This window comes from Bradyrhizobium sp. JHI2711 (assembly GCF_056156565.1).
Genome location: NZ_JBPZPT010000004.1, coordinates 165619 through 186287 on the forward strand (window position 1 = coordinate 165619; position 20669 = coordinate 186287).

Annotated in this window: 18 protein-coding genes and 1 pseudogene; 9 read left to right on the forward strand and 10 right to left on the reverse strand. The window is 65.9% G+C overall.

Annotated features, from left to right (window positions below; all coding sequences use genetic code 11):
- Positions 1-84 precede the first annotated feature (84 nt).
- The 5 genes from smc to ACTEK7_RS28270 all read right to left on the reverse strand — a co-directional run bounded on the left by smc (position 85) and on the right by ACTEK7_RS28270 (position 5663).
- Entirely contained in the window at positions 85-3549 is a 3465-nt protein-coding gene (smc, locus tag ACTEK7_RS28250) for a chromosome segregation protein SMC (protein ID WP_225147858.1), read from the reverse strand.
- 217 nt (positions 3550-3766) lie between these two features.
- Entirely contained in the window at positions 3767-4438 is a 672-nt protein-coding gene (locus ACTEK7_RS28255; RefSeq protein WP_225147857.1) for a DsbA family protein, read from the reverse strand.
- Positions 4439-4578: 140 nt separating this feature from the next.
- Positions 4579-5076, reverse strand: coding sequence for a DUF721 domain-containing protein (locus ACTEK7_RS28260; RefSeq protein WP_036006294.1), 498 nt, complete (start codon positions 5074-5076; stop codon positions 4579-4581).
- 10 nt (positions 5077-5086) lie between these two features.
- The gene (locus ACTEK7_RS28265; protein ID WP_036024868.1) at positions 5087-5407 is read right to left on the reverse strand and encodes a HigA family addiction module antitoxin; all 321 of its coding nucleotides are present in this window, start codon (positions 5405-5407) and stop codon (positions 5087-5089) included.
- Positions 5382-5663: a type II toxin-antitoxin system RelE/ParE family toxin gene (locus tag ACTEK7_RS28270; RefSeq protein ID WP_225114458.1), complete on the reverse strand. Its 282-nt coding sequence runs from the start codon at positions 5661-5663 to the stop codon at positions 5382-5384. The genes ACTEK7_RS28265 and ACTEK7_RS28270 overlap by 26 nt, the downstream gene beginning before the upstream one ends.
- Positions 5664-5746: 83 nt before the next feature.
- Here ACTEK7_RS28270 and mutY point away from each other — a divergent pair, with 83 nt between their 5' ends.
- Positions 5747-6838: an A/G-specific adenine glycosylase gene (mutY, locus tag ACTEK7_RS28275; protein ID WP_225147856.1), complete on the forward strand. Its 1092-nt coding sequence runs from the start codon at positions 5747-5749 to the stop codon at positions 6836-6838.
- Between the two features lie 65 nt (positions 6839-6903).
- Complete coding sequence (locus tag ACTEK7_RS28280; protein WP_036006298.1) at positions 6904-7326, forward strand: PaaI family thioesterase; 423 nt, start codon at positions 6904-6906, stop codon at positions 7324-7326.
- 210 nt (positions 7327-7536) lie between these two features.
- Here ACTEK7_RS28280 and ACTEK7_RS28285 read toward each other — a convergent pair whose 3' ends face one another.
- Entirely contained in the window at positions 7537-8814 is a 1278-nt protein-coding gene (locus ACTEK7_RS28285; RefSeq protein ID WP_225147855.1) for a flavin-dependent oxidoreductase, read from the reverse strand.
- Positions 8815-8938: 124 nt separating this feature from the next.
- Here ACTEK7_RS28285 and ACTEK7_RS28290 point away from each other — a divergent pair, with 124 nt between their 5' ends.
- Positions 8939-9559, forward strand: coding sequence for a glutathione S-transferase family protein (locus ACTEK7_RS28290; protein WP_225147854.1), 621 nt, complete (start codon positions 8939-8941; stop codon positions 9557-9559).
- Positions 9560-9668: 109 nt separating this feature from the next.
- Here the strand turns inward: ACTEK7_RS28290 and ACTEK7_RS28295 are convergent, their stop codons facing one another.
- A complete protein-coding gene (locus tag ACTEK7_RS28295) occupies positions 9669-10592 on the reverse strand; it encodes a LysR family transcriptional regulator (protein WP_225147853.1) in 924 nt (307 codons plus the stop codon).
- Between the two features lie 91 nt (positions 10593-10683).
- Between ACTEK7_RS28295 and ACTEK7_RS28300 the strand changes: the two genes are divergently transcribed.
- The 5 genes and pseudogenes from ACTEK7_RS28300 (at position 10684) to ACTEK7_RS28320 (ending at position 16880) form a co-directional block, all read left to right on the forward strand.
- Positions 10684-11127 (forward strand): nuclear transport factor 2 family protein, encoded by a 444-nt coding sequence (locus ACTEK7_RS28300; protein WP_225147852.1) that lies wholly within the window; start codon positions 10684-10686, stop codon positions 11125-11127.
- Between the two features lie 53 nt (positions 11128-11180).
- Positions 11181-11303 (forward strand): annotated as a pseudogene (locus ACTEK7_RS28305) (YjiS-like domain-containing protein); the annotation flags it as partial.
- 100 nt (positions 11304-11403) lie between these two features.
- Positions 11404-12060 (forward strand): biliverdin-producing heme oxygenase, encoded by a 657-nt coding sequence (locus ACTEK7_RS28310; RefSeq protein ID WP_225147851.1) that lies wholly within the window; start codon positions 11404-11406, stop codon positions 12058-12060.
- A complete protein-coding gene (locus ACTEK7_RS28315) occupies positions 12057-14603 on the forward strand; it encodes an HWE histidine kinase domain-containing protein (RefSeq protein WP_225147850.1) in 2547 nt (848 codons plus the stop codon). The genes ACTEK7_RS28310 and ACTEK7_RS28315 overlap by 4 nt, the downstream gene beginning before the upstream one ends.
- Before the next feature lie 267 nt (positions 14604-14870).
- Positions 14871-16880 carry a methyl-accepting chemotaxis protein gene (locus ACTEK7_RS28320; protein WP_225147849.1) on the forward strand — a complete coding sequence of 670 codons (2010 nt, stop codon included), beginning with the start codon at positions 14871-14873 and terminating at the stop codon, positions 16878-16880.
- 58 nt (positions 16881-16938) lie between these two features.
- On the opposite strand, the gene ACTEK7_RS28325 is transcribed toward ACTEK7_RS28320, so the two are convergent.
- The 3 genes from ACTEK7_RS28325 to ACTEK7_RS28335 form a co-directional block, all read right to left on the reverse strand.
- On the reverse strand, positions 16939-17619 hold the full coding sequence (locus tag ACTEK7_RS28325; RefSeq protein WP_225147848.1) for a glutathione S-transferase family protein: 681 nt from the start codon (positions 17617-17619) through the stop codon (positions 16939-16941).
- A gap of 129 nt (positions 17620-17748) precedes the next feature.
- Complete coding sequence (locus ACTEK7_RS28330; protein WP_225147847.1) at positions 17749-18075, reverse strand: hypothetical protein; 327 nt, start codon at positions 18073-18075, stop codon at positions 17749-17751.
- A 102-nt stretch (positions 18076-18177) separates the two neighbouring features.
- A complete protein-coding gene (locus ACTEK7_RS28335) occupies positions 18178-19308 on the reverse strand; it encodes a site-specific DNA-methyltransferase (RefSeq protein WP_275945326.1) in 1131 nt (376 codons plus the stop codon).
- Positions 19309-19726: 418 nt separating this feature from the next.
- Between ACTEK7_RS28335 and ypfJ the strand changes: the two genes are divergently transcribed.
- Complete coding sequence (gene ypfJ / locus ACTEK7_RS28340; protein WP_036006315.1) at positions 19727-20668, forward strand: KPN_02809 family neutral zinc metallopeptidase; 942 nt, start codon at positions 19727-19729, stop codon at positions 20666-20668.
- Position 20669: the final 1 nt, after the last annotated feature.

The following is a 20669-nucleotide window of genomic DNA, read 5'->3' on the forward strand; positions in this document are numbered from 1 at the left end:
CCGGAATCCATTTATCTGCAGCGTCGGTCGCACCATGGATTCCGGGTTCGATGCTGCGCATCGCCCCGGAATGACGGTCCAAGATCACGCCACGTTCTGGTCGAGAATGTCCACGGCCTCGGCGAGGCTCACCGACACCAGCTGCGACACGCCGCGCTCGGCCATGGTGACGCCGAACAGCCGGTTCATCCGCGCCATCGTGATCGGGTTGTGCGTGATGATGATGAAGCGCGTGTCGGTCGAGCCGGTCATCTCGTGCAAGAGGTTGCAGTACCGTTCGACGTTGTGGTCGTCGAGCGGCGCGTCGACTTCGTCCAGCACGCAGATCGGCGAGGGGTTGGTGAGGAACACCGCGAAGATCAGCGCCATCGCGGTCAGCGCCTGCTCGCCGCCCGAGAGCAGCGAGAGCGTCTGCGGCTTCTTGCCCGGCGGCTTGGCGATGATTTCGAGGCCGGCTTCCAGGGGGTCGTCGCTCTCGATCAGATGCAGCGCGGCCTCACCGCCGCCGAACAGCTCGACAAACAGGCGCTTGAAGTGCTCGTTGACGACGTCGAACGAGGTCAGCAGCCGTTCGCGGGCCTCCTTGTTGAGGCTCTGGATGCCCTGGCGCAGCCGCTTGATGGCCTCGACCAGATCGTCGCGCTCGGTGACGAGGCCGGTGTGCTGGGTCTCGACCTCGCGCAGCTCTTCCTCGGCGCGCAGATTGACGGCGCCGAGGCGCTCGCGGTCGCGGCGCATCTTCTCGAGATCTTCCTCGATCTCGTGCAGCGGCGGCAGCTCGGCGCCGGGCTCGATCTCGGCGAGGCCGGCGACGGCCTGCGGCTCGACCTCAAGCATGTCGCGGATCTCGCGCTCAATGTCTTCCAGCCGGCGGCGGGCGCCTTCCATGCGCTCCTCGGCGCGGGCGGTGGCCTCGCGGGCGCTGGAGAGCGCCTCGAGCGTCAGCTTGGCGACACGGTCGGTCTCGGCCATTGCGGTTTCCGCGGTGGCGAGCGCGTCGGCGGCCATGCGGCGGTCGTTCTCTGCGTATTCGATCTCGGTGATCAGCGCGCTGCGCTTCTCGGCGAACACGGCCGGGGCGTTTTCGAGCTCGCTGCGCTCGATGGTGAGCTCGGCGATGCGGGCCTGGATGGTGTCGATGTGGGAGGCCGCGCTCTCCTTGCGGTTCTGCCACTCGGTGCGCTCGGCGAGGATCGCCTGCACGCGGCGGTCGGCGAGCTCGGCTTCGCGTGCCAGCGCCTGCGCCTCGGCGCGGACCTGGGCGGCCATGCGGCGGCGGCCTTCGATATCGCTGCGGACGGCGGCGAGCTGGGTCTCGGTGTCCTCGCTCGACGGCAGCTCGCCGATGCCGGCCTGGGCGTATTCGTAGGCGGCCTCGGCTTCGGCGCGGTCGGCGGCGAGCCGGCTGTGCGCTTCCGACAGCGTCGCCTTGCGCGCGGCATGGCGGCTGATCTCGCGCTCGGCATTGGCGTGGCGCTCGCGTGCGACGTTGAGCTCGCGCTGCGCGGCGCGCCAGGCCTCGCGGCTGGCGCCCTCGGTGCTCGCCGCCATCTGCAGCTCGGACTCGGCGTTCTCCAGCGCCTGGCGCTTGATCTGCGCGTCGATGCGGGCCTGCTCCAGCTCGTTCTCGATGTCGACGAGGCGGGCACGTTCGGCCAGGCGCCGCGCGGCGCCGGTCGGGGCATGCGCCGCGGCAACAAAACCGTCCCAGCGCCAGACGTCGCCCTCGGGCGAGACTAGCCGCTGGCCGGTCTTGAGCTGCGACACCAGCTCGGCGCCGCGCTCGCGCGGGACGACACCGATCTGCGCGAGGCGACGCGCCAGCTCGGCCGGCGCCTGCACATGGTTGGAGAGCGGAACGGCGCCTTCGGGCAGCTCCGGATCGCCCTCGGTGTGTCCGACATTGGTCCAGCGCATCGGCGCCGACGGATCGATCGGCGCATCGAGATCGTCGCCGAGTGCCGCGCCGATCGCCTTTTCAAAGCCCTTGTCGACGGTGATGCCGTCGATGATCGGCGGCCACAAATTCTTGGTCTCGCCGTTGACGATCTTCGAGATCGTGCGCGCCTCGGTCTCGAGCCGCTGCACGCGCTTGTCGGCCTCGACCAGCGGCGAGCGTGAGGATTCCAGCGTCTGGCGTGCCGCGACATGCGCCGCTTCGCTGGCCTGCGCCGCAGCTTCGGAGGCCGCCAGCGTCTCTTCCGCCGTCTCGACCAGCGCGGTCAGCTCGTCGAGATCGCCGAAGCCGCCGGTTGCTTCGGTGAGCTTCTGCTCTTCCGCTGTGACGTTCGCGATCTCCTGATCGAGCCGGGCGAGCTTGTCGCGATGGGTGCGGACGTTGGCCTCGAGCTGGTTGCGCTTGGCGGTGAGGTCGGCGAGTGCGGTGGTGAGCTCGGCGAAGCGCTGCTCGGTTTCGGTCAGCACCGCCTCGGCCTCGGCGACGCGCTCGTCGACGCCGGAGCGCTTCTCGACGCGCGACTTGATCTCTTCCTTCAGCTCGGCGTCTTCGGCGTCGAGCCGCTGCAGCGCGACGTCGGCGTCCATGGTCTGCTGCTGGGCGCGGGAGATGTCGCCCTCGAACTGGGCGAGGCGGCGCTCGAGCTCGGCGACGCGCTCCTTGGCGCGCTCTTCCTCGCGGTCGAGCTGCTCGCGGGCATTGGTCAGGCGCTGCAGGCCGGCGGCGGCGCGCGCTTCGGCATCGCGCAGCGCCGGCATCTCGGCGGCGCGGATCGCCTGGATGCGGGCGGCTTCGGCCTGGTGCTGGGTGCGCTCGGCCATCTCGCGCACGGCGAGATCGTGGGTCTGGCCGGATTCGTTGACGTCGGCATGGGCACCGACCCAGCGCAGGTGGAACAGCGTGGCTTCGGCCTTGCGGACCTTGGCGGCGACCTCGCGATAGCGCACGGCCTGGCGGGCCTGCTTCTTCAGGCCTTCCATCTGGCCGGAGAGCTGGCCGATCACATCCTCGACGCGGGTGAGATTGGTTTCGGCCGCCTTCAGCCGCAGCTCGGCCTCGTGACGGCGGGCATGCAGGCCGGCGACGCCCGCGGCATCTTCCAGCACGCGGCGGCGCTGCTCGGGCTTGGCCTGGATGATCTCGCCGATCTTGCCCTGGTGGACGAGGGCGGGCGAACGCGCACCGGTGGCGGCGTCCGCGAACAGGATCTGCACGTCGCGGGCGCGCACGTCGCGGCCGTTGATGCGGTAGACCGAGCCGGCCTCGCGCTCGATGCGGCGGGAGATTTCGAGGATCTGGCTGTCGTTCATCGCCGCCGGTGCGGTGCGATCGGCATTGTCGATCGTCATCGTCACTTCGGCATGGTTGCGCGCCGGACGATTGCCGGAGCCGGCGAAGATCACCGCATCCATGTCGGCCGCGCGCAGCGACTTGTAGGAGGTCTCGCCCATCGCCCAGCGCAGCGCCTCGACGAGATTCGACTTGCCGCAGCCGTTGGGGCCGACCACGCCGGTCAGGCCGGGCTCGATGACGAAGTCCGTGGGCTCAACGAAGGACTTGAAACCGTGAAGGCGCAGGCGGGTGATTTTCATAAGCACGCATCTCTGTTGGCAGGCGCGAATCCCCCTGCCGGGACAATACCATGGAAGGCAATGTCGCTGTCTGGGTGAGTCGCGCGAGGCGGCTCATGCGGCTGGACAATGGCCGCGGTGCGCCGCGAGGGCAACCGGCGAAAGCCGCTTTTCCCAAGGGATTTATGCCGGGAAAGATACGGCTTTCGAGATGCGAATCAGGATCTTGACGCGCGAATCAGCTCTTCAGCAGCGGGTTGATCTTCTTGGCGAACTCCTCGAACGAGGTGTCGCCCTTGATCTTCTCGCCGTTGATGAAGAAGGTCGGCGTCGAATCCACCTTGAGCACGTCGCTGGCATATTTCTGGTCGGCGGCAATCTTGTCGAGCAGCGCCTGGTCCTTCAGGCAGGCCTCGACCTGCTGCTGGGTGAGGCCGGCCTGCTTGCCGATCCGCGTCAGGGTCTCGGTGGTGTTCTTCATCACCCAGTCATTCTGCTGGCGGAACAGCATGTCGGTGACCGCGAAGTATTTCGGCGCATCGTCCTTGGCGATGCAGCGCGACAGCATCGAGCCGGCGGCGGCTTTGATGTCGAGCGGGAACTCGCGGAAGATGTAACGCACCTTGCCGGTGTCGATGTATTCCGTCTTGATCTTCGGGAACACCTGCTCGTTGAAGGCGGCGCAGTGCGGACACGTCATCGAGGCGTATTCGGTGATGGTGACGGCGGCATCCTTCGGGCCAAGCGCCATGTCGGGCAGCGACACCGGCTTGGCGACATCGGCGGCCGACTGCGCCATTGCTTCAGGGATAATGGCGTCCGAGATGAACCGCAGCGGCGAGAGCCCGGCGAACGCGGCAAGCCCGGTCAGCGACAGCATCGTGGTGAAGGCGCGGCGGGTGATGATCAAGGTCGGCTCCCGGGATTGGCAAGGTTCGCCCAAAGGACGGGTCAAGGTTTCCTGCTCGGACGGCCTGTCGCTAGCTTGAAACGTCGTTTGAGGCAATGGCGGGCGCTGCGGACAGGTCCAGTTTGGCCGCGGAATGAGGCTCAATTTCGCTTGATGGCGGCCCCGAGGCGCGCCAGCGCGGTCTTCAGTTCTTCATCTTCGATCTCGGTCAGGTTCTCCGCCACCTTGGCGACGGCCTTGGGGTCGGGTGGGCCGGGCCGCTTCCGGGCCCGCGGCCGCGACAGGGGCGCCTGGCGGAAGGCCAGCTTGCCGACCGCGCTCCAGCCGAAGAAGCGGTTGACGCGCTCCAGGATCACGTCGGCCGAATGCTGAATCTCCAGCGCCATCGGCCCCTCGACCCGTAGCACCAGGGTTGCCGGCTCCTGCGGCTGACCCTCGACCGGCCGCGGCCATTGCATCTTGAGCGGCTCGGCATGGGCCGCGATCTCCGGCCCCGCGATCTGTGCCCACCGCGTCACCAGCTCGCGCGCCGCAAAGCCCTGCTTGGCATAGGCCTCGGCAAAGACGTCGTCGAGCAGGATCCCGAGCGGTTTGGCGCTGACCGGGCCGGGCTTGAAGATGGGGCCGAATTTGGACATGAGCCGTCCGTTATGCCGCGGCGCGAGGCCGGATGGCCTTGAGGTCGCGATCGATCTCGCGCCGTCGTTGCATCAGATCATAGTCCATCTGCAGACCCAGGAAAAAGCCCTCCGACAGACCGAAATAGCGGGCGAGCCGCAGGTCAGTGTCGGCGGTGATGTCGCGCTTGCCGAGGACGATCTCGTTGATCCGCCGCGGCGGGACGTGAACGGCCCGCGCCAGGGCGTTCTGGCTCAGCTCCATCGGCTTCAAAAACTCCTCCAGCAGGATCTCGCCGGGATGGGGATTGCGGAGGAACCCGTTCCTAGTGGTAGTCGACGATTTCGACATCTCTCGGTCCTCCTTCATCCCACACAAAACAGATGCGCCACTGATCGTTGATCCGGATCGAGTGCTGACCTTCGCGGTTGGCTTTCAGGGCTTCCAGCCGATTGCCCGGCGGAACCTTGAGATCCGCCAACACCCGCGCCTGGTTTAGCAAGCGCAGCTTTCGCAAAGCCACATTCTGAATGTCGGACGGCAGTTTTCGACTTCGCCGACCGGACCAGATCAACTCTGTCTCGGAGTTGGCGAAGCTCTGGATCATGTCTGTGTATAACGCAAGGCGTTATAGCGCGCAACGGTCCGGTCGCGCTGGCCACAGGCGGAATCCTCCTCTAGTAAAGGTGCATGCTCTCCACGACTGCGCGCAAGAAGGAACAGAGTACGGCGTCGTCGGTTCGCCCGCTCGCGCTCCTGCAATGGTACGACCGCCACCGCCGCCGATTGCCCTGGCGCGCCGCGCCGGGCGAGGCATCCGATCCCTATCGCGTCTGGCTCTCCGAGATCATGCTTCAGCAGACCACCGTGAAGGCGGTCGGCCCCTATTTCGAAAAGTTCGTCGCGCGCTGGCCTGATGTCACGGCGCTGGGGCGAGCCTCGCAGGACGACGTGCTGCGGATGTGGGCGGGGCTCGGCTACTATTCGCGCGCACGCAACCTCCACGCCTGCGCGGTCGCGGTGACGCGCGAACATGGCGGCGTGTTTCCGGATACCGAGGAGGGCCTGCGCGCGCTGCCGGGGATCGGGCCCTACACGGCGGCGGCGATTGCGGCGATCGCGTTCGACCGCCGCACCATGCCGGTCGACGGCAATATCGAGCGCGTGGTGTCGCGGCTGTTCGCGGTCGAGGAGGAGCTGCCGCAAGCCAAGCCGCTCATCCAGCAACTGGCCGCGACGCTGCTGGCGGAGTCTCGCGCCGGCGACAGCGCGCAGGCGCTGATGGATCTCGGCGCCTCGATCTGCACGCCGAAGAAGCCGGCCTGCTCGCTGTGTCCGTTCACAGAGGACTGCACGGCACGCGCGCAGGGCACCCAGGAGACGTTCCCGCGCAAGGCACCGAAGAAGAGCGGGACGCTCAGGCGCGGTGCCGCCTTCGTGGTCACGCGCGGCGACGAGCTGCTCGTCCGCTCGAGGCCCGAAAAGGGGTTGCTCGGCGGCATGACGGAGGTGCCGTGCTCGGACTGGCTCGCCGGCCAGGACGATGCAACGGCGAAGCAGCAGGCGCCGCAGCTGAAGGGGCTGTCGCGCTGGCAGCGCAAGGTGGGCGCCGTCACCCACGTCTTCACGCATTTTCCGCTCGAGCTAGTGGTCTACACGGCCAAGGCCGAGGCCCGGGTCCGCGCGCCCGAGGGCATGCGTTGGGTGCCGATCGCGACTCTGGCAGATGAGGCGCTGCCCAACGTCATGCGCAAGGTCATCGCGCATGGATTGGATCTCTAGCATCCATCCTGCTGACAGCAGGCTGTCAGCAGTCTTGCGCTAACAGGGGGCAAAGGAGATCTCGCATGGTCAAGACCGCGCTCGATAACTTCCCAAGGCCCCCATGCGCCGAGCTGCTCGGCTGGCGCCTGCTCGATGCGCGTCCGGAGGAGGGCTGGATCAAGCTCGGCTTCGACGGCAAGCCGGAGTTCTGCAACCCCGCGGGCTTCATCCAGGGCGGCATGCTCTCGGCGATGCTCGACGACACCATGGGTCCGGCGGTGCTGGTGATGAGCGAGGGCCGGCTCTACACCACCACGATCAGCATGACCGTGAATTTTTTGGCACCCGCAAAGCCCGGTCCGATCACCGGCGAAGCCAAGGTCACGCAGCTCGGCAAGACCATCGCCTTCGTCGAAGCCAAGCTGATGGCAGAGGACGGCACGGTGCTGGCGACGGCAAGCGCCAGCGAGCGATTGTTGGAGGCGGCGAGGGTGGTGGGAAAATAGTTCGGCGGTGCGCACTGCTCTTCCTTCTCCCCTTGCGGGAGAAGGTGGCACGAAGCGCCGGATGAGGGGTTGCCTCAGCGAATTCTACTGCAAAAGATTTACCTGCGGACAGAACCCCTCACCCAAGTGAGTCCGCTTCTACCTGCGTCGCTGCCCTCTCCCGCAAGGGGAGAGGGCGTATTCGCGCACATCTCGCCTTGAGCAAAGAACTCACCCCTTCGCCCGCGCGTCCTTGCTTACGATCGGCGGCTTCGCATTCAGCGCCTCGACCTGAAATCCCGCAACGCGCTTGTAGTTCGCGGCGATGTCCTCCAGCTCCTTTTGCGACAGCACGTCGGTGACGACCTTGTACCCGTCAGGCGCGCGCTCCTCGACCAGCTGCATCACCTGCTCGGGACCGTTCTTGCGGTTGAGCAGGACGAGGTCGGTGGTTGCGGGCCGCCGCTCGGCCTCATAGGCGAGCAGTGCCGCCTGCGTCGGACCGTGCGCCAGGATCTCGCGGGTGATGACGCGCGCGTCGAGGATCGCCTGCGAGGCGCCGTTCGAGCCGATCGGGTACATCGGATGCGCGGCATCGCCCATCAGCGTGACGCGGCCGAAGGTCCATTGCGACACCGGATCGCGGTCGACCAGCGGATATTCGTAAGCGTGCGGGCAGTTCCTGATCAGGGCGGGCACGTCGAGCCAGTCGAACTGCCAGCTTTCGAACCAGGGCAGGAACTCATCGAGCCGCGCCGTGCGGTTATAGTCCTCGCGACGCCACTGATAGGTCGGCGGCATGTGGCGCTCCGCGACCCAGTTGATGAGGTGGTTGCCGTCGGCGTCCGCTTCTTTCGAGATCGGATAGCAGACGAATTTCAGGATCTCGTGACCGGCCATGATCATGCTGCGGCCGGTGAGGAAGGCTTTGGCCGGCGTGACGCCGCGCCAGAGGATGCGGCCGTTCCAGATCGGCGGGCCTTCGTTCGGATAGAGCTTTTCTCGTGCGGCGGAATGGATGCCGTCGGCGGCGATCAGGATCGTGCCCTCGTAGGTGCCGGCAGCCTTGCCGGTCGCCTTGTCGACGAAGTCGGCGCGCACGCCGCCCGCCGTCTCGGTCCACCCGGTCAGATGATGGCTGGTGAGGATGTTGTCGCGGCCGAGCCGCTCGAGCGCGGTGTCGAGCAGGATCTGCTGGAGGGTGCCGCGATGGATCGAGAATTGCGGCCATTTGTAGCCGGCCTCCAGGCCGCGCGGCTCGCTCCAGATCGGCTTGCCGTGCTTGGAGAAATAGGCGAGCTCGCGCGTCCGCACGCCGCTGGCGTCCAGCTTGTCCAGCAGGCCGAGCTCGATCAGCTCGCGCACCGCATGCGGCAGCACGTTGATGCCGACCCCGAGCGGCTTCAGTTCCGCGACGCTCTCGAACACTTTCACGGGAACGCCGATTTGATGCAGGCTGAGCGCAAGCGTGAGCCCGCCGATGCCGCCACCGGCGATGAGTACCGTCATGAGAAAACCCCTCCGATGGAGGCGTCTTGGCACAGCCGGGCGGATGTGGGCAACTGCGAACAGGCCGCCTATGGACGGCGCGGCGGAGGACCGTTAACCTCCGGTTTTCCCCATGAGGTCCGACATGCTCAAGCTCTACTACGCCACCGGCACCTGCGCGCTCGCCACCTACATCACCTTGGAAGAGGCCGGCGCCGACTACACCGCCGAGCGGCTGAGCTTCAAGGACAACCAGCAGAACAGCCCGGACTATCTCGCCATCAACCCGAAGGGCCGGGTGCCGGCGCTGGTCACCGACCGCGGCGTCCTGACCGAGACGCCGGCGATGCTGGCCTATCTCGCGCAGACCTTTCCCAAGGCGAAGCTCGCGCCGCTCGACGATCCCTTCGACTTCGCCCAGGTGCAGTCGTTCAACTCCTATCTCTGCTCGACCGTGCACATCAACCACGCCCACAAGATGCGCGGCGCGCGCTGGGCGACGGAGGAGAGCTCGTTCGCCGACATGAAGGCAATGGTGCCGAAGACCATGGGCGCCTGCTTCAAGTTGATCGAGCAGAAGATGTTTCGGGGACCCTGGGTGATGGGCGATCAGTACACGATCTGCGATCCCTATCTCTATACGCTCTCGACCTGGCTCGAAGGCGACAGCGTCGACATCAATGCGACGCCGAAGATCGCCGATCACTTCAAGCGCATGTCCGATCGCCCCGCGGTGAGCAAGGTGATGGTGGCGCAGAAGGCGTAGGAGGGCAGCTGTTGTAGGGTGGGTTAGCGCAGCGTAACCCACCTCTTCTGTCGCTGCGGAAACCAAAGTGGTGGGTTACGCCTTCGGCTAACCCACCCTACGAGAGTTGCTACGGGAGTTTCCGCCTGGCTTGCTCCAGCTGCCGCCCCGTCTCCAGCATCAGCCTTCTCAGCCAGATCGAACCGGGGTCCATCTGCGCGCGCGTCGGGTGGAACATGAACTGCTCGTCGATCCCTGGATCGAGCGGCGGCGTCACCGTGACGAGGCCGAGCTGCTGCGACAGCGCGGCGATCAGCCGGCGCGGCACGAAGGCGACGAGATCGGTGCGCGCGGCAACGTGCAAGGCTTCCAGATAGCCCGGCACGACAAGCGAGATATGTCGCTCGACGCCTTTGCTGTGCAGCCAGGTGTCGATGAGATCCTCGGCATTGCCGCGGATGATCACGCCGACATGGCGGGCGGCCAGGAACGCCTCGCGTCGCTTCAGCCTCGCTCCCACAGGATGGCCGCGCCGCACCGCCAGCGCGTCGCTGTCGGTGTAGAGCAACTGGCGATGAAACCCCTTGAAGGCGTTGCCGATCGAGATCACGAGGTCGATGGTGCGGGCGAACTCGGCGTGGAAGATCGCAGGTCCCCGCCACGGCACCACGTCGATGCGGACGTTGGGGGCAAGGCGCGTCACTTTCGCCATCAAGGGCGGCATCAACAGCTCGACTGCGAGATCCGGCATCATCAGGCGGAACTGCCGCTCGCTGCTCGCGGCATCGAAGTCATCGGGCACGAACAGCCCGCGGACCTGGTCGAGCGCCTGCGCCAGCGGCGCACGCAGGGCGAGCGCCCGCGGCGTCAGCTCCATCCGTACGCCCGTGCGCACCAGCAGCGGATCACCGAAGATGTCGCGCAGGCGCTGCAAGGCGTGGCTCGTCGCCGGCTGTGACAGGCCGATCCTCATCGCCGCGCGGCTGACATTGGCCTCGCGCAGCAATGCGTCGAGCGCGGTCAACAGGTTGAGGTCGAGCGTTTTCAAATTCATGAGGTGAATAGATATCATATTCTCTATCGATTTGAAGAATGACGTTGGCCCGGCGATGATCTCCACGTTGTCACCACGAGGAGATGCCGCCATGAACGCGAGCGCCAATAAGAAACTGCTGCAGGACATCTTTGCCGCGGCCGCCAGTCCCGATCCGGCCGCGCGCGACCGCGCCCTGTTTACAGCAAGTCTCGCCGACGACGCCAAATGGGTCGTCACCGGGCAATATTCCTGGTCGCGCACCTTTGCCGGCAAGGACGCGATCCTCAAAGATCTGCACGGCTATGTCCGCACGCGCCTGCGCGACCGCACGCGGACCGTCGCCCATCGCTTCATCGCCGATGGCGACATCGTGGTGGTCGAAGCCAAGGGAGATAACGTCACGCCCGAGGGCGTGCGTTACGACAACGATTATTGCCTCGTGTTTCGCCTGGAGGACGGCAAGATCAAGGAGATTCGCGAGTACTGCGACTCCATGCTGACCGAGAAGGCGCTCGGCCCGTTTCCGCAAGCCTCCGCGAGGGCAGCGAGCTGACCGGATTGGACCAGGTCGCGTCCACCGGCCGCTCCTGTTCGCCACGGCCCGCGATGTTTGTGCGAGCCTGTCGGACGCTGCTGGAACTCCTGCAGACCCGGCACGAGCGGTCTCGCATCCGCTGCCAGCTCGCGGCCATGACCGAACGCGAGCTTCAGGATTTCGGGATGTCCCGGAGCGAGATCGAGCACGAGCTCAGAAGGACGGGTTCGGCGGAAATGAACGGAGTGGACCCCCCATGTCTCGCCTCTCGCGGTGCCAAGGCCGGCGGAACTATTGCGTGCCGCCGGCGTTCCCTCGGTTGCCGGGCGCGCCGCGCCCGCGGCAACCTGCGTTCTCGGGAATTTCATGCTGGCTGGGGCTTCGGACGTTTCAACGCAGGTAGGCCGCAGCTTCTCCGGACTCCGCGAACGACTAAGAGACGCAACGTCGGCCGCGCACCGCGACCTCGACGCGCAGCTGTCGGCGTTCGAGCTGGCCGAGCTCTCCGGCTATCGGCGCTTTCTGCAAGCCAGTGCCGGCGCCCTGCTGCCGCTCGAGACGGCACTCGTCGAGGCCGGCGTCAGCAGCGCTTTCCCGGACTGGCCGGAGCGGTCGCGAAGCGCGGCAATTCTGGCTGATCTCGAGCGCCTCGGCAGCGCGGTGCCGCGGCTGGTGTCCGTGTCCCCACTGACGCGCAGCGGCGTTGTGGGCACGATGTATGTGCTCGAAGGCTCCCGTCTCGGGGCAAAATTCCTGCTGAAGATGGTCGCGGATTCCGCCGATCCGCGCCTCCGCGAAGCTGTCGCCTATCTCAGTCACGGCACCGGCAGGCGGCTCTGGCAGACTTTCCTGGCGAAGCTTGCAGCCGACGAGCGCTGGGACGAAGACGAGGCGATCGAGGCGGCCCGCATCGCCTTCGCCGCATTCGAGCAGGCGGCGGACCGGTCATGAATCAGGCCGTCAATCTCACCAATTGCGACCGCGAGCCGATCCACATTCCCGGCAGCGTGCAGCCGTTTGGCTTCCTGCTGGCCGTGCTCTCGGATTTCACGATCTGCATGGCGTCGGACAACGTCGAGAGCTTTCTTGCAACGGATGTTGCCGACCTGCTGCAGCGGCCGCTGTCGGGCGTGATCTCCGGGGCGGCGGTTGAAACGATCCGCAGCCGGGTCGATCATCTCGGCGGTCCGGATGCGACCGAACGCCTGTTCGGCGTCGAGCTGCAGCCCGGCAAGCCACTCTTCGATCTTTCGATTCATCTCTCCGGCGTCTATCTGATCATCGAGGCGGAGCTGAGCGTCCACGAGCCCGGCGTCAATTCCGGCGAGCTTGTGCGCTTGATGCTCGAACGGATCCGCAAGACGCGCGGAATGGTCGATCTGGCGCGCGAGGCGGCGCGTCAGCTCAAGGTGCTGACCGGCTTCGACCGCGTCATGGTCTATCAGTTTCACCCGGACGGGTCCGGCGAGGTGATCGCCGAGACGGCGGTGTCCGGGCTCGAATCCTTTTTCGGCCTGCGTTACCCTGCATCCGACATCCCAAGGCAGGCGCGCGCGCTCTATCAGCGCAACTGGCTGCGCATCATCGCCGACGTCGACGCGCGGCCTGCCGCGCTGATGTCCACGGCCACGCACAATGCGGGACTGCTCGACCTGTCGATGAGCGTGCTGCGCTCGGTGTCGCCGATCCACATCGAGTATCTGCGTAACATGGGCGTTGCCGCCTCCATGTCGGTGTCGATCCTGCGTGACGGCAAGCTGTGGGGCCTTTTTGCTTGTCACCATTATTCGCCGCGTTACATTTCGTTCGACAAACGCACGGCCTCCGAGCTGTTCGGTCAGATGTTCTCGTGGATCGTGGAAGGCCGCGAGCGCGAGGGTGACGTCGCCTATGAGGCCCGCGCGCATCAGGTCCAGGAGCGATTGATCGAGATCGCGGCCTCGCACGACCACAGCCGGCGGGCGATCGTCGATTTCCTGGGCGACTACCGCAAGATGATCGAGTGCGACGGCGTCGCAGTCTGGTCCGATAACACCATCGCGCTCGAGGGCGAGACCCCCACCGAAGACGAGGTGAAGGATCTCGTCGCCTTCATCAACCGGACTTCGCCGGGCCGGATCTTCGCCAGCGCCGAGATCGCCGGGGTCTACGCCGCCGGTCAGGCCTTCCGTGACCGCGCGGCGGGCTTTCTCGCCATCCCGATCTCGCGGACCCCGCGCGATTGCCTGATCTTCTTCCGCCGCGAAGTCACGCGCTCGGTGAAATGGGCCGCCGATCCCAACAAGGTCTACGACGAAGGGCCGCACGGGCCGCGTCTCACCCCGCGCAAGAGCTTCGAGCTATGGCAGGAAACGGTGGCGGGGCAGTCGAAGCCGTGGTCGGCGGCCGATATCCGCATCGCCGAGAGCCTGCGCGTCACGCTGCTGGAGGTGATCCTGCAACTGTCCGACCTCGCCGCGCGCGAGCGCCGCGGGGCACAGGAGCGGCAGGAACTGATGATCGCCGAGCTCAATCATCGCGTCCGCAACATCCTGAGCCTCGTGCGCGCCCTGGTGGCGCAGAGCAAGGAGACTGCGACCGGCATCGAGGAGTTCGCCAGCGTGCTCGGCGGCCGCATCCAGGCCCTCGCGCGCGCCCACGACCAGATCACGAACCTGAACTGGGCACCCGTCGCGCTCCGCACCCTGGTCGAGTCCGAGGCCGGCGCCTATCTCGGTGCGCGCGCAGACCGGGTGAAGATGGGCGGTCCGGACGTCGCGCTCGATCCAAAGGCGTTCGCGACGCTGGCGCTCGTCGTTCATGAGATGATGACCAATTCCGCCAAGTACGGCGCGCTTGCCGATTCCACCGGCAGTGTCGAGGTGGTCTGGCGCCTCGACCCGTCTTCCAGCCTCGTCATCGAGTGGAAGGAGAGCGGCGGTCCGCCCGTGCAGCCGCCGTCGCGGCGCGGCTTCGGCACCACCATCATCGAGCGGTCGGTGCCGTTCGATCTCAAGGGCGATGCCGAGATCCGTTTCGACCTCCTGGGCGTCCAGGCGAAGTTCGTCATTCCGCCCAACTTCGTCCAGCTCGTCCCATCCATCGCGGGAGCCGCCATGCGTATCGAGGAGCAGCAATCTGCCCGTCCACGGATTTCCGACACGGCCCTGATCGTGGAGGACAACCTGATCATCGCGATGGCCGCGGAGGTCATCCTGCTCGACCTCGGCGCCCGCCACGTCGACACCGCCGCAACCGTCGACCAGGCACTGCGCTCGATCGAGCGTTCGCGGCCGAGCTTTGCTCTGCTCGATCTCAATCTCGGCAGCGAGAGCAGCATCAAGGTCGCGCAGAAGCTAAAGGAGATCGGGGTGCCCTTCATCTTCGCGACCGGCTATGGCGAGCGCGCGCCGATCCCCGAGCCATTGGCCGCCGCGCCGGTGGTCCAGAAGCCTTACACGCTGGAAGTGGTCGAGAATGCACTCGGCAAATTGCAGGAGGCCGGCGCCCTATAGGCACCCATGAGGAGCGGTATGCACCGGCGTGCATGGCACAGCGGATTCGCATGCGGCTTTGCATAGCTGCCGCCAAAATCGGCAGATTTGGTGCGGGTCGAGATCGGGCGCGCGAGGAATTTGAAGGTTCAATTAAGAAGTGTCCCCCATTGTGTCGCGGTGCAGCGTAGGCCGCCAGGGCGCGGCGTGCGGCTGTCGGAGTGGCCGTGACGATCGCCGGAGTCGTTCGGCCCCTCTAATTCACATGCATCTGGGTGGACAGTGGGAATGCCGAAATTTCGTTTGCGGATCAGGGGACGCCTGTACGCAGGCTTCATGGCCCTGGTGGCGGTGGGTGTCGTGATGGCGGTGGTTGCCGTCTGGAATTTGCGGGATGTGCAGGATCAGGTCGCAAGACAATCCGCCCTCTCGGACAGCACGGCGCGGGTGCTGGAAATATCGGCCCATCTGCAGGCGATTCAGCGGGCCAATTTGCGCTACGTCTACGACGGCAACGAGTCCGCAATGAAGGAAGCGCAAGAGCGCGAGACCGCGGCGAGCGAGCTGCTCCGGGTCGGCGCTCAGGGGGCGCTCTCCGAGGAGCGGCGCGCGCTCTACAACGGCCTGATCGACGAGATCGCGAAAATGCGACGCCTGCGTGACAATCTCGGCGACGCCGTCAACGAGACGAGAACGGGCAAGGCGACGCTGCTGCCGAGTGGCGAGGACTTGGCCACCAAGACGAACAAGCTCGTCGACGTGGCGCGCGCCGCCGTCGATGAAGATACCGCTTCCCTCGTCGCCGATCTCGAATCCCGAATCCTGCTCGTGAGGATCGTAAACTGGCGTTTTCTGGCCCTTCGCGATGCGCAGGGCCCTGCGACCTTCAGGGCGAGCATCGACAGGGCATTACAACGGCTCGGGGCACTCGAAAAGAGCCCGCAGGCGGCGGCGTTGCGCGCCACGCTGGCGCCGGTTAAGACCTCGCTTGAAACCTACAAGACGGCGTTCGAGACGACCTCCGCAGCGATGCTTAAAGCGGACGAGATCTACCACAAGAGCCTCGCGCCCCTCATCGTCGACAGCATCGGCAAGCTCAAGGTGGCGGAAACGACGCTGAAGGAGGACTACCAGGTATCGCGCACCACCGCCGAGGCCGTGATCGCGGGAACGACGACCGTGCAGGAGATCGCCGGCGGCCTCGCCATCCTGTTCGGAGGCATCGTCGCCTTCCTCATCGCCCGTAGCATCGTCGGTCCGCTGACCTCGATGACGCAGGCGATGGGGCGGCTTGCCGGCGGCAATCTCGAGGTCGAGATTCCCGGCCGCGGCAGGGTCGACGAGATCGGCGACATGGCCAAGGCGATCCAGGTCTTCAAGGACAACATGATCGAGACCGAGAGCATGCGCGCCGAGCAGGCCGAACTCGAGGCGCGGCAGGCCGAGAACCGCAGGAAAGACATGGCCAGGCTCGCCGATCAGTTCGAGCAGGCCGTCGGCGAGATCGTCAACACGGTGTCGTCGGCATCGAGCGAGCTCGAAGCCTCCGCCGGCACGTTGACCACGACCGCCGCGCGCGCCCAGGATCTCTCGACGGAGGTGGCCAGCGCCTCGCAGGAGGCCTCGGCCAATGTGCAGGCGGTCGCCTCCGCGACCGAGGAGCTCTCGTCCTCGGTCTCCGAGATTGCCCGGCAGGTACAGGAATCGGCCCGCATCGCCGCCGAGGCCGTCGGTCAGGCGAGCCGGACCAACGAGCGCGTTGGCGCGCTCTCCAAGGCCGCCGCGCGGATCGGCGACGTGGTCGAGCTGATCAGCACCATTGCCGGCCAGACCAACCTCCTGGCGCTGAACGCCACGATCGAGGCAGCGCGTGCGGGTGAAGCCGGCCGCGGCTTTGCCGTGGTCGCTACCGAGGTCAAGGCGCTTGCCGAGCAGACGGCGAGGGCGACCGGCGAGATCGCCCAGCAGGTCTCCGGCATCCAGGCCGCGACCGAGGAATCCGTCGGCTCGATCCGGGAGATCAGCGGCACGATCGAGCGGCTGTCGGAGATCTCCTCGACGGTCGCCGCGGCCGTGGAGCAGCAGGGCGCGGCGACGCAGGAGATCTCCCGCAACGTCCAGCAGGCGGCCCAGGGCACGCAGCTCGTCTCCTCCAATATCGGCGACGTGCAGCGCGGCGCCTCCGAGACCGGCTCGGCTTCCTCGCAGGTGTTGTCGGCGGCGCGCTCGCTCTCGGCCGACAGCAGCCGGTTGAAGCAGGAAGTCGCCAAGTTCCTGAGTTCGGTCCACGCCGCCTGACGCTTCAAACGCAAGAGGCCACGCGCATGCGCGTGGCCTCGAAGAGGGGCGGCGCGATTCAAGCCACCTTCGTCGTCATGTGCTTGAACATGTTGGCGCGCGCTTCGTCGTCCATCTCGGCCTTGAAGGTGAACTTGTCCTTCAGGGCGATGGCGCGCGCCGCCGCCGGGCGCGCCGAGATCTCGTCGACCAGCCGCTTCACGTTCGGGTATCGCGCAAAGGCGTCGTCGCCGAGCTTGAACGGCACCATCCGCGCCCAGCCCCACAGCGCCATGTCGACGATCGAATAGCTGTCGCCGACCATGTAGCGGCGGTCCTTCAGGTGCGCGTCGAGAATCTTGTAGTGGCGGTCGGTCTCGTACTGATAGCGGTTATGGGCGTAATCGTGGTTCTGCTCCTTCGGCGCAAAATGCTTGAAGTGCACGGCCTGCCCCGAATAGGGCCCGACGCCGGTGGCGACGAACATCAGCCAGGACAGCAGTTCGGCGCGGTTGGCGGGCAGGAATTTGCCGGTCTTCTCGGCGAGATAGAGCAGGATGGCGTTCGAATCGAACACGATGGTGCCGCCATCGTCGATCGCCGGCACCTTGCCGTTCGGATTGATCTTGAGGAATTCCGGCGCGAACTGCTCGCCCTTGCGGGTGTCGACCTTCACCGGCTCGTAAGGCAGGCCGGATTCTTCGAGAAAGAGCGCGACCTTGGTCGGGTTTGGTGATCCGTTGAAATAGAATTTGAGCATCCAGCATCTCCCCGGTGTCTATATTGCCGCGCGCGGACGCGGCGTCGTTGGGCGCGCCTTGTCTTGCCTGAACCTCGCCCGAGAGGGCAACCGGCGAGTTTGCCGGGCGGTGTCTGCGCGGTGCGCAGATCAGGCGGCGTAACAAAGGCCGATTGCCGCCGCGATGACCATGGCCGCACCAACGGCTTCCAGCCGCAGGCCGAGCCGCGCTGCGAGATGCATGTCGGAGGCGCGCGCCGCGCGCTCCGAACCGCGCGCATAGCCGTGAACGATCACGTCGTGGTTGAAATTGTCGTGCGCCTCGTTGCTGCTGGCGAGCCCGACGCAGATCACGAGCACGCCGAATAGCGCTAGGCCGAAGAATCCGAGCAGCGCGATCAGGAACATCGGAAACATGCCGACCAGGAAGATCGGCAGCAGCGGCACCAGCAGCAATGTCTCGGACTGTCGTCGCATGGGAGCAGGCCGGTCAGGACGGTTGGACCGGGTGATCCTAGTCCCGAATGAGGAGGTCCTCGATCAACACTCCGTCATTTCCGCCCGCGCGACGGCGGAAAACTACTCCGCCGACATTCCCGCGCGGATCTCAGCGCGCAATTCGTCGATCAGCTTGAGGCCCTTCTTGGTCTCGACGTGCCAGAAGGTCCAGCCGTTGCAGGCCTGTGCGCCCTGCGCCACCGCGCCGATGCGGTGGATCGAACCGACCTTGTCGCCGAGCATGATGGCGCCGTCGGCACGCACCAGCGCCCCTAACTTCTTCTTGGCGTCGAACAGCTTCGTGCCGGGCATGATCATGCCGCGCTCGATCAGCTCGGAGAACGCAACGCGCGGGGCCTCGCGCGCGGTCATGAACGGGGCAAGGCTCTCTTCGGGCAACGGCTCGACCTTGGCGATGCGAGCCTCGGCGGCCTTGGCGTAGGTCTTGTCGCGCTCGAAGCCGATATAGGAGCGGCCGAGGCGCTTGGCGACGGCGCCGGTGGTGCCGGTGCCGTTGAAGGGATCGATGACGAGATCGCCGGGCTTGGATGACGACAGCAGCACGCGCGCGAGCAGGCCTTCCGGCTTCTGCGTCGGATGCACCTTCTTGCCGTCTGCGCCCTTGAGCCGCTCCTCGCCGGTGCAGAGCGGGATCAGCCAGTCGGACCGCGCCTGGACGTCCTCGTTGGCGGCCTTCAGCGCCTCGTAATTGAATGTGTAGCCCTTGGCCTTCTCGTCGCGCGCGGCCCAGATCATGGTCTCGTGCGCGTTGGTGAAGCGGCGGCCGCGGAAATTCGGCATCGGATTGGTCTTGCGCCAGACGATGTCGTTCAGCAGCCAGAAGCCGAGGTCCTGCATGATGGCGCCGACGCGGAAGATGTTGTGATAGGAGCCGATCACCCAGATCGTCGCCGACGGCTTCATGGCGCGGCGTGCGGCGAGCAGCCAGGCGCGGGTGAAATCGTCGTAGGCGGCAAACGAATCGAACTTGTCCCAATCGTCGTTGACGGCATCGACATGGGATTCGTCGGGACGCTTGAGGTCGCCCTTGAGCTGCAGATTGTAGGGCGGATCGGCGAACACCAGGTCGACGCTGCCTGCCTGCAGCTTCGACATCTCGGCGACGCAATCACCGACGATGATGCGATGCGAAGGGGACTCAAAATTTGTGCGGGGCGCCTTTGCAGACGCCCCGCGACGCGACTCTACCATGACTCAAGAACTCTGACTCAGGCGACGCTGTCGGCGACGCGGGACCAAACAACCGACTGGCCGTTACATTGAAGGGGCAAAGTAAAAATCGACTTAACCCGCCGCTTTCGTGAGCACTCCTCGCATCATCGTTCGCGCACAAATTGCTGCGCGCATTCGCCTTGTTTTACAGTGTATTTCGTACTTGCGCGGTTCGCTGGAGCGATCGTGGCGGGAAAAAGGCTGTAAATTTCTCTCGGAAAAAACTGCTCGGCCCTCGGAAAAATTTGCTGGCATCGACAGGCTGTCGCACTAGGCAATTTTTGCCGGCCACGATATTGATAAAAGCAACGGAAATTTTACGTATGTGGCGCGTTGAGCTTTCGCGTTTCTGTGCGCCGTCGAAACTTAAATCAGGGACCCCAGAGGAAAGGCCGCCATGCGCTACGATGACTTCCGCCGCAGCGACGACATCGAGGATCGTCGCGATGAAGGTGGCGGCTTTGGCGGCGGTGGAGGCGGCGGGTTCGGCCTGCCGATGGGTGGTGGCGGGCTCGGCATCGGCACCATCATTATCCTCGGCCTGGTCGGCTACGCCTTCGGCATCGATCCCCGCATCCTGATCGGCGGCGCCGAGATCCTCTCCGGCGGCGGCCATGCGCCGACCTATCAGACCGATCGTCAGGCCTCCTCGGGCAAGCGCGGCGCGCCGACCGACGAGATGGGCAGCATGATCTCCGGCATCCTCGGCGAGCTCGACGATCGCTGGAGCGAGATCTTCCAGGCCAACGGCCAGTCGTACACCGGTCCGAAGATCGTGCTGTTCCGCAACGCCACCAATGGCGGCCGCTGCGGCATGGCGCAGTCGGCCATGGGGCCGTTCTATTGTCCGCCCGACCGGACCATCTTCCTGGACACCGCCTTCTTCCGCGAGGTCGAGACCCGCTTTCGCGGCTGCTCCGGCAAGTCGGCGTGCAATTTCACCACCGCCTACATCATCGCGCACGAGGTCGGCCATCACATCCAGAACCTGCTCGGCATCATTCCGCGCGTGACGCGGCTGCAGCAGCAGGTCGGCTCGAAGGCCGAGGCCAATGCGCTCCAGGTCAAGGTGGAGTTGCAGGCCGATTGTCTGTCCGGCGTCTGGGTCAACCGTGAGGCGAAGAAGCGTCCGAACTTCCTCGAGCCCGGCGACATCGAGGCGGCGCTGACCACGGCGAGCGCGATCGGCGACGACACGCTGCAACGCCAGGCCACCGGCCGCGTGGTACCCGACTCCTTCACCCACGGCTCGGCGGCGCAACGCAAGCAATGGTTCATGATCGGCTACCAGCAGGGCACGGTCCAGGCCTGCAACACGTTCGGTGCGGGGGCGTTGTAAC